Genomic DNA, 13,384 nt, shown 5'->3' on the forward strand with positions numbered 1-13,384 from the left:
CATAAAAAAATCCGATGGCAAATGCTCATCGGATTTTTACATCTATAAAAGATCGGTCAACCGATCGCTAAAACTTTTCTTAACTGATCGGCATTAGCCGAATGGCTGCTTTTTACTCTATAAATCAGTTCATTAATACGAAAGAATAAGTGACGTTTTGTTGTATAACGTCGCACTTATGTCTATAACTTAAGCTATCCATATTCAATTTCATTCCCGTGTGCAGTCGAAATCGTATTCGTTCAATCATCTTGATGAGTTAGTCGCACAGCAATCGTCAATTGTTGAATTTGCGCCTTCTCTTCTTATCGTTTATGCCGCGCCTTCTTTTTTTGAGAATGATGACTTGTACAGTGTGCTCAAAGCGCTCAATATCAACTTTATTGGTTGTAGCACCGCGGGTGAAATAGTTAATAAGCAGGTATCGAACAATAGTATTTCATTAGTTGCTATTCGCTTTGAAACCAACGCAAAAGTAAAAATTTACACCCAACGCATTGATGATATGTGCACATCGTTTGAAACTGGCGTTGCATTATCTAGAAGCATTGAAAAAGCTGAATTAAAAGGTATTTACTTACTTTCGCCGGGGCTAGGTGTAAATGGCTCGGCTTTAATAAATGGCCTTTCTAAGCACTTGCCTGCTTCAATTGGAGTAAGTGGAGGTCTTGCAGGTGATAACGGTGATTTCAACGCCACCTATGTACTTGGGCCTGAGGGTATAAGCTCGTCAAACGTGGTCGCCGTTGGATTTTATGGTGAGCATTTACAGTTCGGGTATGGCGCATCAGGTGGTTGGCGTTCGTTTGGCCCTGCTCGACAAATAACGCGAGCCAAAGAAAATGTACTTTGTGAATTAGACGATAAACCCGCGCTTGATATTTACAAACACTACTTGGGTGAGTATGCCAAAGATCTTCCTTCAATTGGTCTACTTTTTCCGTTTGAGAAATTATCTGAAACAGGTCAACCTACGGGCCTGATTCGCACAATATTGGGTGTTGAAGAGAAAGACAAAACTCTTGTTCTGGCAGGAGATGTCAGTGAACACCAATACCTTCGACTAATGCATGCTTCCAGCGATGATCTTATCGACGGCGCCACTGCTGCGGTAAAAATTGCTACTTCAAATTATTCAGCGCAAGACAGCCACCAACTTGCATTAATCACTAGTTGCGTGGGCCGCAAGTTAGTCATGGGGGACCGTGTTGAAGAGGAGATTGAAGAAGTAGAGCGCTTTTTGCCGCAAGATACCGCTATCGCTGGGTTCTATTCCTACGGAGAGTTGTGCCCATTTAGTGATGGGGCGAAATGCGAACTGCACAATCAAACCTTAACAATCATGTTGCTGAGGGAAATAGTTTGAATTCGCTACTATCTCGTCAGTTGAGAAAAGCCTTTAACATCGAAAGCGAAGAGCAACTTACTGCTTGGCTAGCGTCACTGAATACCGACAATGACGGGACTACAGATTTATCTTCTACGGCGTTAAAGCAGGGATTAGCCCTACTCATTCCTCGTATCAACGAAAGTTACGATTTTCACGAACGCGATCTTAAATTAAGAGATCGGAGTTTACGTTTAAGCTCAGATGAATTGATGTCTGCTAATCACAAAATTAGGGAGGAAAATAAGCAACAGCAAAGAGTCATTGAAAGTCTTCGTCATTCGGTAAACCAGTTGCTTGTCGAACAAGGTAAACCGCCTATTGACGATGACTTTACGAATCTGCATGAACTCTCGAGCCTGATCCTCGAGCTCATCAATGAACAAAAACGACTGGAGCATAAGCTAAAAGAAGAGCAAGCATTCCATCAGAGTATTACCGATAGTATTGGTGAAGGTATCTATGCGGTAGATGGCAATGGTAAAGCGCGCTTTTTAAATCCGACTGCGTCTAAACTGTTGGGGTGGACATTAGAAGAGCTTCAGCAGCATCGCTTTCACGATACCGTTCATTATCAAAAAGAAGATGGCACACTGCTAGCGCGCGACAATTGCCCCGTGAATCTAACCACTAAGAAAGGCGAGATTTACCGCTCTTACGAAGATGTATTTACCAACAAACAAGGAAAAGTGTTTCCTATATCCATTATTGCCGTTCCTTTGCTTGATAAGGATGGTAACCCTAATGGGCACGTGGGCGTTTTTAACGATATCAGTGAACAGCGCGCAAATGCCCGAAAGCTCCAACAGGCATATGAAGAGGCGCAAAAAGCAAACAAAGCGAAAAGCGAATTTCTTGCGACGGTAAGCCATGAGATACGAACGCCGATGAATGCCATTATTGGTTTAACTCATTTGGCTTTAAATACACAAGATGCTGCTACTAAACACGCTTATCTAGAAAAAGTACAAGGCGGCTCTAGTTCGTTACTTGAACTTATAAACGGCATTTTAGATTTCTCTAAGGTGGAAGCGAACAAAATCGACATCGTTAATGAATCATTTTCACTTTCAAAGCTTATTGAGAAATTGGGGCCCATTTTTCAAGTAAAGGCCAGAGAAAAGCACTTACAGTTGCTATTTGATATTCGGTGCTCACCTAATACGCAATGCAAAGGCGATAGCGATAAAATTTATCAGGTGCTCGTTAATTTAATTGGTAATGCAATTAAGTTCACCGAAACGGGATACGTCATGTTAAAAGTAGTGAGAGAACGCCGTTTTGTTACTTTTGAAGTGCATGATTCGGGAATGGGTATTAGTGAAGAAAACAAAGTAAAGCTATTTAACGCTTTTGAGCAAGCAGACAATACCATTTCTAGACGTTATGGCGGAACAGGACTTGGGCTAACTATTGGAAAGCGACTTGTTGAATTGATGGGGGGAGAACTTACATTAGAGAGTACGGTAAATAGCGGGAGTATCTTTGCGTTCACGCTAGACTTGTGTGAGGAAGACAGCACTAAAGATATAACGAATAATGCCCCTCTACCAGTTTCAATAAGCGAAAATGTGTTATGCCTTACCGCTGGATGTGAAGTAGAGTTGGGAGTCAGTGTTTTACATGATGCATTAACGCGAATGGGTGTTACATGCAGCACCATTGACATGGAAAGCGAGCAATTGCCTCAATTTGCAGCTCAGGCGATGGCATTCTTGCCTGATAACGATAGGCTCTGGAAACGCTTTTTAAATTTACTGCGCTTTGGTGATTTTGACCATCTCAATCTTCGCACCATCATCAGCCCACTGAGTAAGCTTGATGTTAAAAAGCGTATGGGTAAACAGTATAAAGAGAGTTTTAATATACTCGAGCTCCCTTTTACCGACTCAGAATTAATCCCCTGTATATCACCTAGCAATGAGTCACGGGCAACGACTAATGAACAGGGACTAGAGAGCAAATATTGGCGTCGCAAACGTTTGGGCGGTAAACGGGCGTTAGTGGTTGATGATGATCTTATTAGCTTGGAGATCAGCCAACAAATTCTCATCGACCACGATATGGAAGTAACTACTGTCACCAATGGTGAGCAAGCCCTTGAACTCTGCCAGCACGTGCACTTTGATGTAGTACTTTTAGATTGCTTTTTACCCGGCATTGATGGATTTGAGGTAGCCGAAAGGTTATCACAAGCTGACAACTGGTTTACTCCCATTATTGCCTTAAGTGCCGATGAGTCTTCGCAAGGTCGACAACGAGCCTTGATAGCAGGCATGTGTGAACACCTTGTAAAGCCCGCTACCCCCGATGAAATTGTCCACGCCATCGATATGCACATTCATGCTGGATACAAGGAAGTGAGTGCTACGCATTGTGATGACCCGAAGTTAGACCGTATGCTGCAATTTTATAATACCTACCGTCAGCCTACTATTATGACCAAGCTGTTAGATTTAATGACAAAAGAGGACATTAACAGTACATTGCTTGACGATTTGTTAGACGACGCAATTGAAATTGGCGCGACAACACTCGCTTTGTCATTAAAGAATATTTTGAAGGGCCCCTCTATAAAGCATCTCACTTTCGCAGAACGCGTATCAGTGATGTCAATGCAACTTGATACCACCTTTCGTTTAATTGCACACTCTATCAACATGAAACACACTACGCACGTAGAAGGAACCTATGATAAGACGAGCGTTAACAAACTCATAGACTCCATTGTTGAGCTGCTAAAGGCGTATGATGCCGAAGCCATTAATCAAATAAATCAACTTGCTAGCGACATGCAAGATACTGAGTTTAGTCACAACGTTTCAGGCATTAAACAAAGTGTAGGGATCTATGATTTTGATAGTGCTCTTGATGCAATGTTGCAACTAAGAGAAGACATTAACCATGAGTGACCATAGTAGAGCAGGTCAGTCCGATTTTAGTATACTTATCGTGGACGATGAACCGGCGAATATCGACATTCTTTTGGGGATTCTAAAGCCATACTACAATGTAAAGGTAGCCCCCTCAGGCCCTATTGCACTGAAAATAGTACAGCAGTTTCCCCCTGACCTGATTTTACTTGATGTAATGATGCCAGGGATGGACGGTTTCGAAGTATGCCAAAAGCTTAAAGCTGATCCCTTACTTTGTAAAATTCCCATCATATTTGTAACGGCCCTTATCCAAGGTGAAAACGAAGAGCGCGGTTTCTTGGAAGGTGCCGTCGATTACATCACCAAACCGGTATCACCTAGCATTACGTTAGCGAGAGTTAAGACTCATCTTGCTCTCGCTCATCAAATGCGTACTACTGAAAGCTTAGTGCAAAAGCGCACAGAAGATTTATTAAGAAGCCAACAAAGCGCAATAAGCATGTTGGCAGCTGCGGGCCATTATAATGATACCGACACTGGGCATCATATTTGGCGAATGGCAGCTTACAGTAAATGTTTAGCACTTAAATGCGGATGGTCTTACGAGCAAGCGTCACTGTTAGCACAAGCTGCACCGATGCACGATACGGGCAAAATTGGAATTGCAGATAGCATATTAAAAGCACCTAGAAAACTGACCGATGATGAAATGGAGATTATGAAAACCCATACCACTATTGGGTATACCATTTTATCTCAGTCTGATACGCCTTTATTTAAGATGGCAGCTGAAATTGCTTTATATCATCACGAGAAATGGGATGGCTCAGGTTACCCAAAAGGCCTAACCGACGAAAATATCCCCCAAAGCGCGCGAATAGTGGCGATAGCGGATGTGTTCGATGCGTTAACCATGAAGCGTCCATACAAAGAGCCTTGGAGCTGTGACGCCGCTTTTAGCTATTTGGAGAAGAATGCCTGCAGTCATTTCGACCCTTGTCTTGTTGACGACTTTCTCGATGCTAAGGCAGAAATTTTGGCGACGAAGGAATACTGGGATAAATTGGAAAAAGAAGGCACTTTACCGTCTATTGATAACTTTCTTCCACAGACGGTTTACTAGTGCAATGAGTAGTCTCTACGAAACACCACGCTCAAATAAAAAAAGGTCACCATTTGGTGACCTTTCTTGTAATTATTAACAGGGCAAAGACTTAGCTTGCACCTAGCTCTTGAGCAATCGCATCAGCTTGACGCTTTTCGCCTTGAACGAACTGCTTCCACTGCTGTGCCATCGCGCGGCTCTTCTGGTGTTTTTCAGCCTCAGCTAACTGATTAAGTGCAAGTGCATATTGCTTCTTATTATAAAGTGCCATGCCCTTGATAAGGTAAACTAGACCAGGGTTGCGCAAATCACCTTTTTCAACGGCGCGATCGGCAGCTGCTATAGCATCGTCAAAGCGCTCTTCATTAAGTAGAATTTGTGCAAGTTGCGCATCCAATTCACCGTCTTCAGAAAGCTCTGCTGCCTGCATCATTACAGGGATCGCTTTATCTTGCTCTTTCGCAAGTGACCAGCTTTGACCTAGAAACTTCAAGTTACGCAGATTTTTTTCAAGTACGCCTTCATTCATGGCTTGCTCCATCAACTTTGCGCCTTTGTAAGGTACGCGGTGATAGTAATAAAGCTGCGCCATGTTAAAGATGTCAGCTGATGTTTCAACGAAGCCGCGCTGATACGCCGTTTCCATGATAGCAAGCTGCTTGCGTTCTTCACCGAGTTCGCCGTACATACCAGCAAGCTGGATCCAGTACTTAGGCTCGTCGAACAACTTGACCATTTTAATTAGAACGTCTTTTACCTTTTCAGGCTGTTTTAGTTCATAGAAAATAGCGCGTTGAAGTATTAACCAACCTTCGTCAGGGATCATACCTTCAGCTTCATGGTCGGCAACCGCTTCTGAAATCCAAGTAGATGCTTGCTCATATTGCTTATTTTGATAATAAGCCTGCGCCTTAATCACTTTGTTTTTAACTGGAATCGGGCCAGCATTCAGTGATTCCCAGCGCTCAAGGTACGTGATAGTTTCGTCGTAGTTGCCCTGCATTAAATTAAGCTGCGCTAAGCTGAAAAGCGTCGTCATTTCAAACTTTTCAGGAATAGGCTGCTGCTCAACCACCTTTGCAAACGATTCTAACGCCTTTGCATAGTCTTCGTTGTTGTAATAAATGAAGCCGAAAAAGTTGTACATCATGGCTTTTTCGTAAGCGTTCATAGAGTGAGACTTATCTTCCACTTCTTTCAAAATGGAAATAGCTTCTTCTACATCGCCAGCTTCATCTGCTTCCGTTTGTGCACGAGCCAGCTGCTCATAAACCTTGCCGCGTAACGTAGGCACACGACGGGTTTTCTTTTCACTGGCTTTTTGCTCTTGAGCTACAGCGTCAGTTGTTACCAACATGCTAGGTACAGATACTACGGCCGATGCAAATGCAAACGCCAGAGCACTAAGCAATGTATTCGTCTGTTTTCTCATCATGTTCTGTTACCCATCAATTTGGAACGTAATACGGTTTTGAACACCCGATACTTCGGTAGCTTCACCATTTACCACACGAGGCTTGTATTTGAACTTCATTGCCGCATCAATTGCCGCTTGTTCAAAAATACCTTGTGGGTTGGCTTCTACCACGATTGGGTCGCGCACCGCGCCTTGTTTGGTTACCGTGAATTCAACAATAACAAAACCTTCAATACCGCGCTGAAGTGCGCGTCTTGGGTATACTGGCGCCACCTTAACAATTGGAAGGTACTCGCCGTCACCAGACTCAAGAGCCAAACCACCCTCAAGTGAGATGTCGTCGCCCACTTCAGCACCAAAATCCATTGACGTACCTTCAGCATCTGGTGAAGGTGAGTCCATTTGAGGCTGCTCCATTTGCGGGGGCGGCTCTTCTGGCTTAGGTGGCTTTTTCGGCTTACGATCTTTCTTCTCAACCTGTTCTTCTTGCTTAACGCGAACAAAGTCAAGCACGCTTCCCTTAGGCGGCTCCGTTAGCGCGCTGCCACCCATCTTGATAAGCGATTGCATCAAGAAGAACAGGCCTAACGTGATCGCAAGGGAAATAACAAATGCGATTAAATATCGTGGCATGATTTATTGCTCTTGGGCTGCAATCGAAACATCGTAAACGCCAGCGGCTCGCGACGCGTCCATAACCTTAATCAGCGTTTCTGTTGTGGCTTTTTTATCAGCTTGAATAACAACAGAACCCTGCGGGTTTTCTGCGCGAAGACGCTCGATGTTCGCCTGTACTGCGCGAACGTCGATACGACGCTTATTAATCCAAATTTCGCCTTTATCAGAAATAGCGATAAGAATGTTAGCGCGATCCTTTTTCACAGCCGTTGCTGCTTCAGGACGGTTAACATCGATACCGGCTTCTTTCACAAATGACGCAGTCACGATGAAGAAGATCAACATGATAAATACAACGTCCAACATGGGCGTCATGTCGATGTTTGCTTCTTCCTCATCGACTAGGTTTTGAAAGTGCTGCTTCATAATAAATACCTTACCTTAATACCGCGTTGGTATTAACGTTGAATAATCAATGCATCCTCAAGATGCGTGCGTTCTGACTTAACCATACGGGTTAACCACGTAGCGGCGAATACGCCTGAAAGTGCGCCAACCATACCCGCCATAGTCGGGATAGTCGCTTTCGATACACCTGAAGCCATTGAACGAGCATTACCTGAGCCCGCAATTGCCATTACATCGAACACTTCAATCATACCGGTTACCGTACCCATCAATCCCAGCAGCGGACAAAGCGCTACCAACGACTGGATAATGGGAATGCTGCCGTTTAGGCGCATGGTCAGTTGTGAAATTGTTTTCTGACGTACTTGTTCAGCAAACCAAGAAGAGCGATCGGCACGTGCAGTCCACATTGCAATCGCGTCTTTCTTTGCTTGTTTATGCCAAACCATCAGATACAACGCACGCTCGAGGATCAAAAGCCACATAACGAATATCAGCAGACCGATGACCAGGAGAACCTGGCCACCTGTTTCTGTGAAATCGCGAATTGCTTCCAGAAACTCGATCATGATTAGCCTCGCTCAGCGCGCTCTGCAATTACGCCAGACGCTTGTTCTTGTAGGATGTACACGATGTTCTTAGAACGCGTGTTAAGCATTGCATAAAGCAGTGTCATTGGAATCGCTACAACAAGACCTAGTACTGTTGTTACAAGTGCTGTTGAGATACCACCAGCCATCAATTTAGGGTCACCCGTACCGAACAATGTGATTGCTTGGAAGGTGTTGATCATACCGGTTACTGTACCTAGTAGACCCATAAGCGGTGCTACAACAGAGATGATCTTGATAATAGTTAGGTTACGACCTAGCTTAGGCACTTCGCCCAAAATCGCTTCAGTTAGGTGAAGTTCAAGTGCTTCAACATCAGCGTTTGGATGCTCGTCACGTACTTTAAGTACACGGCCAAGCGGATTGTTTGTGTTAACTTCTTTGCTCTTAAGTTGCTTATTAACCTTCATGCGGATAAGCGACAGTGATACAAGACGCTCAAGCGCTAGTAGTAGACCAAACGCACCAACGATAAGAATGATATAACCTACTGGACCACCTTGCTCTACACGCTCTTGAAGGTTAGGCGCTTGAACAAGTAGACCTAGAATAGAGCCACCCGTTGGATCGATACCAAACTGAACCAGTTCACCGTTCGAGCCTTGTAGCTCAGCAGCAGAACTCATGTAACGGTCAGCAGGCTGACGTACAAGTTCAGATACAGTGCCTGTAACACCGTTGTACTCTAGGTATTTACCATCAGCAACAAGGGCGAAAGGACCTACACGCACTACAGACTTATTCACTTTCTCGCCACCGGCTTCAACAACGTCAGTTGTGAACGTGGTTACTTTGCCTGCTTCTGTCATTTCACGCTGCATTTCAAACCAAACGCGCTCAATTTCTTCAATTGACGCTAGTTTTGAACTTGAACCCATGTCTTGCGCCATCTTATCAAGGAAGTCGGCACGGCCTGGGATTTGAGCAGAAACCACAGAGTTATAGAATTTATTTTTAGTGTCGCCGGCAATTTGCTGCAACACACCGAAAAGTTCTTTAAGTGAACCAAGACGCGTATCTAGCGCACCATTAAGGTCAGCTAATTTAAACTCGTTCTCTTCGAATTGTGTTTCAAGCTTTTCAGATTGCGCAAGCATCTGGTCACGCTTTTCGCGCGTTTCGCGAAGAATACGGTCTTGCTCAGCGCGCTGTGCTTGGAAATCACGCTCACGCTGCTTGTTTTGCTCTGACTGTGCGAACTGGCCTTCTTCTAATTGCTTAAGAAGCGCATCCAAGTCCATTGCACGGTCGCTTTGTGCGAAAGCACCAACGCTGATGCTAAGGGCTGCTAGACCAACAGCGATACGTTTTACTGTGTTAAACATTCTCATCAACCTCTTAGTCTGTAATTGCCACTGGCAGCATTAGCAAGTCTGGAGCAAGTTGCTTCTTCGCCATGCGCAGACCTTTAGTAATTTGTGTACGGTAGCTGCTATCAAGCTCTTCCCACTGACGGGTTTGCTTGTTCCAAACACCTTGCATGCTTGCATCGCGTGTTTGATACATTAGCGCTGTACGACCAAGACGTAAGAATTCAACGTCACGCTCTTGACCGTTAATAGTGTGAATACCGCTATACGCTTCCATTGTGCGACCGTAGTCCATTTCTACTTGGTACGCTTCCATTACGCGACGGAACTTTTCAGATGCGGCTACATCAGCACGGTCCATCATAGCGCGAAGATCTGCAACGCGGTTGGCGCGCTCTTCTGGAAGGAAAGGTACGTCAAGTGCAACAAATTGCTCAAGACCATCAATCATGCGCATCATGAGTGGCGTAATTTGACGCTCAACGACAGACACTTCATCGATTGCGGCGTTTAGGTCAGCCATTTCTTGTTCTTGGCTATTGATCTGCTTACGAAGCTGAGAGTTATAAACCTCAAGACCTTCGATTTCTTTCATCAATGTTTTGAACTGTTGAAGTTTGCTGTCAATTTGATCGGTAATACCGTTGATTTTCTCTTGCGATTTTGCCGCTGACTCGTTTATTTTCGCTGCCTCATCGACAACGGGTTTTAAGACTTCATCGTCTTGTGCAAGTACTGGTGTCGCAACTAGCGCACCTGCAACAAGCAAAGCATTGATAAGCTTCATACATTCAAACCTTTAAAGTTAAAAGAAATCGGTTTTATCCGACTATAAATTTCTGCGCGTAGGATAGGAGTTTTCTGTGACAGTTTTATTACGAAACTGTCATAAATCGACCAAACAAAATAAACAACAAAAAAAGGCCGCGTAAATTGCGGCCTTTTTAATCCAGTTAGATGTTAGAAGTCATACTTATATGACAATCTAATCCCAGTACCACGAGTTTCAGACCTTAGTAAAGTATCGTTAAATTCAATTTCACGATCTTCTCCAAGGATATTCTGAACACGAAGTGTGACAGTGCTATTAAAGTCTGGATAGTACTTATAAACCATATCAAGTGAATGGAATGGTTGCTCGTAGTTATCGTCAAAGCCGTCGATACCAGCGATCAAGATTCGCTCACCGAATACGTTGTATACTAGTGAAGTAGAATGTTCTCCGTTATCAGAGTCAAAACCTAGTTGTAGATTAAGTACATACTGTGAGTGACCCGTCATACGACGCTCTACATTAGTAATAGCTGCAGACACGCCTGTTTGCTCTACGATATTTTGACGGTCTAGTACGATTTCTGAATCACTGATAGTGACGTTACCCGTAGTAAACAAGTTGTCCCAAATACCATCGCCTATAAAGGCTAGGTCTTGTAAGAATTCAACTTCAACACCGTAAACCTCGCCTGATTCAGCGTTTGCAATACGAATAAGCGGCGGGCCATCCTGAGCAGGAGACTGTACAGATTCGATTGGTGCTTCCATGTCTTTGTAGAATAGGCCGACTGACAGGTTATTGCCTGCTTCACGGTACCATTCCCAACGTAAGTCGTAGTTAATGATATCCGTTGTGCTTACACCTGGTGTCCCCGCAATTGGAAAGTTAGTTAACGGGTCCAGGTATGTCGCTGACGATACTTCACGAAGGTCAGGACGAACAACCGTTTGACCAATACTGGCTCTTAGCTGCATATCGTCTTCTAGGAAGTAAGTCACTGCAAGTGCTGGATAAAAGCCATCTTCTTGGAATGCTAGTTGAGAACGATCTGCTTCATCGCTTAAATCAAACTGGTTAGTACGAGGATCTAATGGTGCCACTACCTGACGGAAGTCTTCCCAACGTACACCACCAGTGAAGCGCCATTTATTATCATAGAAAAAATCAGCTTCAAGGTAGTAGGCATCGATTTTTTGACCTGCCACATAATCATCACCCGCAATGGTTGTATCACGGATAATTGGACGGCTAGACAAAGATAGCGTGTCTAAAACACTGTCGCTGAAGATTTCTCCAAAGTCGTTACCATCTAATATTGAACGGTCTTCAACACCTAGTGTATTGATGTCAAAGCGGCGGTTTTCGGCACTACGAGTTTTCGTAACGAAACTTGCCCCCACTTTATATTCCGTTTCCCACTTACCGAATGACATTGGATAAGTCACGTTATAGCCAAAGTTTTCTAAGCGGTCATGAAGATTTTGGAAAGTATAACGAGCCGCAGTTTGTGCATCTGATAAGAAAATTTCGTTTTCATCATCAAAAATGCCGTCTTCATTCGCATCTTCCATTACGAAACGCGCGTTGAAGTTACCCGGCGCATAGCGTACTGAGCGACCCAGTGAGTAAGTCCAGTCAATACCCATGAAGTTTAATTCTGGGATAGTGTGCTGACCTTTAAGCTGATTGGTATATAGCGAGCGCTCTTCATACTGAACATCGATATCTCGAATACGCAAGCCTTCCGCTTGGTTCAAGTTTTCGGTGTTACCGAACATCTCGCGAATTTCATCGCGTGTATCATTTAGTACAATAAGACTGTAATCAATACGATGTTGACGGTTATAGTCTACACCCAGTGTTAGTAATGAAGACCACGTCACTGTTTGTTCAGTCCCCTTAATGTCGTCGAAGAAGCGAACATTAATAATGTCGTCACCAACTAAATCAGGGTCTTGTAGTTCGTATTCTTCTGATGAGCGAGTCTGCGCAGAATAACGCGATGTTACTAGAAAACCAAAACGCCAGTCTTCATCATAATCGTAGCTGTCACCATAAGTTACGTTAAAGCGCATGTCAGGGTCGGCCGACGTTCTTTCGAGGCCATACTCTCTATTAACACCTTTAAATAAGGCTAATGCTTCTTCTGGCTCTAAATCGTCCAAGAAATTCTTTGAGTCCCAACGTTCTTGAATAGCATCAGAAGCTGCACGTGTGCCATCGTCTTCACCCGTCCAATCGCGACCACCACCAGCATAATCAAGAACATCACCTGAGTTTTCCGTGTCAATACCAACGGCGGCAGATACGTTAAAAACTCGCTGTGTAGGAATAGATTTCAAGCGGATATTTACGTTACCACCACCGAATGCTGCTGGCATAGACGGTGAATACGATTTTTGAACCGCAAGGCTTTCAATAATGCTCGAGGGGAATAAGTCAAGCGGAATTACGTTACGTGTTGGATCAGGACTTGGTACGATGGCGCCATTTAGCTGAGTAGATGAATAACGCTCACCCAAACCGCGAACATAAATGAAACGACCATCTACCAACGTTAGACCAGTTACACGACGAAGCGCGCCAGCTGCATCACTGTCACCTGTGCGAGCTATTTGCTCAGCACCCATGATATCTGCTACGAATGCTTGATTTTTACGTTCTTCCATTACTGCCGTTGCCGTGCCTTTCAGGCGTGTACCAGTCGCGACAACTTCCTCAATCACTTCTTCTTCATTTGATTGAGCGAAAGCCATAGACGTTGGAAGCATAATGCTCATTGCAACGGCTAAGCTGATGGGTTTTAGAAGAAACCTGTTAGCAGGTCTGTTCATGATGAACCTCTTTAGAAAGGAATACTTTCACGAAAATATTTCG

10 protein-coding genes are annotated in these 13,384 nt (G+C 44.1%); 3 read left to right on the forward strand and 7 right to left on the reverse strand.

The annotated features are described in order from the left end of the window. Positions 1-220 precede the first annotated feature (220 nt). From LHL20_RS15515 to LHL20_RS15525, 3 genes are read left to right on the forward strand one after another with little or no spacing between them, the layout of a single operon-like run. Positions 221-1,366, forward strand: a complete 1,146-nt coding sequence (locus LHL20_RS15515; RefSeq protein ID WP_226433945.1) for an FIST signal transduction protein — start codon at positions 221-223, stop codon at positions 1,364-1,366. After that, positions 1,312-4,299, forward strand: a complete 2,988-nt coding sequence (locus LHL20_RS15520) for a hybrid sensor histidine kinase/response regulator (protein ID WP_226433946.1) — start codon at positions 1,312-1,314, stop codon at positions 4,297-4,299. The genes LHL20_RS15515 and LHL20_RS15520 overlap by 55 nt, the downstream gene beginning before the upstream one ends. Continuing rightward, positions 4,292-5,386 carry a response regulator gene (locus tag LHL20_RS15525; RefSeq protein WP_226433947.1) on the forward strand — a complete coding sequence of 365 codons (1,095 nt, stop codon included), beginning with the start codon at positions 4,292-4,294 and terminating at the stop codon, positions 5,384-5,386. The genes LHL20_RS15520 and LHL20_RS15525 overlap by 8 nt, the downstream gene beginning before the upstream one ends. 91 nt (positions 5,387-5,477) lie before the next feature. Here LHL20_RS15525 and LHL20_RS15530 read toward each other — a convergent pair whose 3' ends face one another. The 7 genes from LHL20_RS15530 to LHL20_RS15560 all read right to left on the reverse strand — a co-directional run bounded on the left by LHL20_RS15530 (position 5,478) and on the right by LHL20_RS15560 (position 13,341). Continuing rightward, a complete protein-coding gene (locus tag LHL20_RS15530; RefSeq protein ID WP_226433948.1) occupies positions 5,478-6,803 on the reverse strand; it encodes a tetratricopeptide repeat protein in 1,326 nt (441 codons plus the stop codon). Positions 6,804-6,809: 6 nt separating this feature from the next. Continuing rightward, positions 6,810-7,418: an energy transducer TonB gene (locus LHL20_RS15535; RefSeq protein WP_226433949.1), complete on the reverse strand. Its 609-nt coding sequence runs from the start codon at positions 7,416-7,418 to the stop codon at positions 6,810-6,812. 3 nt (positions 7,419-7,421) lie between these two features. Further along, on the reverse strand, positions 7,422-7,829 hold the full coding sequence (locus LHL20_RS15540; protein ID WP_159623987.1) for an ExbD/TolR family protein: 408 nt from the start codon (positions 7,827-7,829) through the stop codon (positions 7,422-7,424). A gap of 32 nt (positions 7,830-7,861) precedes the next feature. After that, entirely contained in the window at positions 7,862-8,380 is a 519-nt protein-coding gene (locus LHL20_RS15545) for a MotA/TolQ/ExbB proton channel family protein (protein ID WP_159623988.1), read from the reverse strand. A 2-nt stretch (positions 8,381-8,382) separates the two neighbouring features. Then, entirely contained in the window at positions 8,383-9,747 is a 1,365-nt protein-coding gene (locus LHL20_RS15550; protein ID WP_159623989.1) for a MotA/TolQ/ExbB proton channel family protein, read from the reverse strand. Positions 9,748-9,760: 13 nt separating this feature from the next. Then, entirely contained in the window at positions 9,761-10,519 is a 759-nt protein-coding gene (locus tag LHL20_RS15555; protein WP_159623990.1) for a DUF3450 domain-containing protein, read from the reverse strand. 173 nt (positions 10,520-10,692) lie between these two features. Beyond that, positions 10,693-13,341 (reverse strand): TonB-dependent receptor domain-containing protein, encoded by a 2,649-nt coding sequence (locus LHL20_RS15560; protein WP_226433950.1) that lies wholly within the window; start codon positions 13,339-13,341, stop codon positions 10,693-10,695. Positions 13,342-13,384: the final 43 nt, after the last annotated feature.

The sequence above is a fragment of the Alteromonas sp. McT4-15 genome, from assembly GCF_020515205.1.
GTDB lineage: Bacteria > Pseudomonadota > Gammaproteobacteria > Enterobacterales > Alteromonadaceae > Alteromonas.

What these genes read in the sequence shown, in the direction of transcription:
- LHL20_RS15550 (WP_159623989.1), bottom strand. Translation starts at nt 9,747, where the DNA reads ATGTTTAACACAGTAAAACGTATCGCTGTTGGTCTAGCAGCCCTTAGC.
- LHL20_RS15545 (WP_159623988.1), bottom strand. Translation starts at nt 8,380, where the DNA reads ATGATCGAGTTTCTGGAAGCAATTCGCGATTTCACAGAAACAGGTGGC.
- LHL20_RS15530 (WP_226433948.1), bottom strand. Translation starts at nt 6,803, where the DNA reads ATGATGAGAAAACAGACGAATACATTGCTTAGTGCTCTGGCGTTTGCA.
- LHL20_RS15520 (WP_226433946.1), top strand. Translation starts at nt 1,312, where the DNA reads ATGCGAACTGCACAATCAAACCTTAACAATCATGTTGCTGAGGGAAAT.
- LHL20_RS15525 (WP_226433947.1), top strand. Translation starts at nt 4,292, where the DNA reads ATGAGTGACCATAGTAGAGCAGGTCAGTCCGATTTTAGTATACTTATC.
- LHL20_RS15560 (WP_226433950.1), bottom strand. Translation starts at nt 13,341, where the DNA reads ATGAACAGACCTGCTAACAGGTTTCTTCTAAAACCCATCAGCTTAGCC.
- LHL20_RS15540 (WP_159623987.1), bottom strand. Translation starts at nt 7,829, where the DNA reads ATGAAGCAGCACTTTCAAAACCTAGTCGATGAGGAAGAAGCAAACATC.
- LHL20_RS15555 (WP_159623990.1), bottom strand. Translation starts at nt 10,519, where the DNA reads ATGAAGCTTATCAATGCTTTGCTTGTTGCAGGTGCGCTAGTTGCGACA.
- LHL20_RS15535 (WP_226433949.1), bottom strand. Translation starts at nt 7,418, where the DNA reads ATGCCACGATATTTAATCGCATTTGTTATTTCCCTTGCGATCACGTTA.